The 785-nt window shown below is 58.9% G+C and carries 1 protein-coding gene; it reads right to left on the minus strand.

Annotation, left to right across the window (positions count from 1 at the left end; translation table 11 throughout):
- Nucleotides 1-162: 162 nt before the first annotated feature.
- On the minus strand, nucleotides 163-785 hold a 623-nt coding region (locus J5224_RS32030), incomplete at its 5' end, for an ABC transporter permease (protein WP_264628993.1).

Raw genomic sequence — 785 nt, forward strand, 5'->3', positions numbered from 1 at the left:
ACGTGGTGCTTGCCTTTGGTCATCGTCAGGAAAGGCGGGTTGCATAACCACACTGTAGCGAATGGTACGACACAACGGGCGTGCTTTACCACGCCAGAAGCGTTTTTTGCTGTTTTGCTGCACGCAACTGACGGGCGCTTCGATATGATATAAGTGACATTGTCACTTTGTGCTTTTCACGCCATTAGCCATTTGTCCCAATGAGACCGCCAACATTGCCAGCAGCATCAGCGTGGCAACAGGGGCCAGCACCGCCCACGGCGCGCGCTCAATATAAGGCATGCCTTCAGCAACAATCCGGCCCCATTCAGGGTACGGCGGCTGTTGTCCCAACCCGAGAAAACCTAATGCGGTCAGTGCCAGTGTGATACCGGGAAAACGCACTAAGGCGTGTCGGGTCACGGGGCCAATCAGTGCTGGCAGCACATAGCCCGTAAAGCGATGCCAACGCCCGATCCCCAGCAGTGGGGTGATGCGCACATAAGGGCGCGCCAGGATCTCTTCAACCAGCGCGGCAGTATGCGCCGCCAGCGGTGCCCAACTGACCAGCATCACCGCCAGTGCTGCGCCATAGGTAGACGGCCCGGTCAGCGTGACGACGATAAGGCCCGCCATCATCGGCGGCAGCGCATTGGCTATCTCCATCGGACCAATAAACAGCCGTGGGAATAGTCCAAACACAATACCGAGAAGCAAACAGGCAGCGCTGACGCCGGTAGCGGTGATCAGCGTGGCAAACGCGCCATGCGCCACGCGTGCCAGCAGATCGCGTCCGGTGGCATCTG

Source organism: Candidatus Symbiopectobacterium sp. NZEC135 (assembly GCF_025962695.1).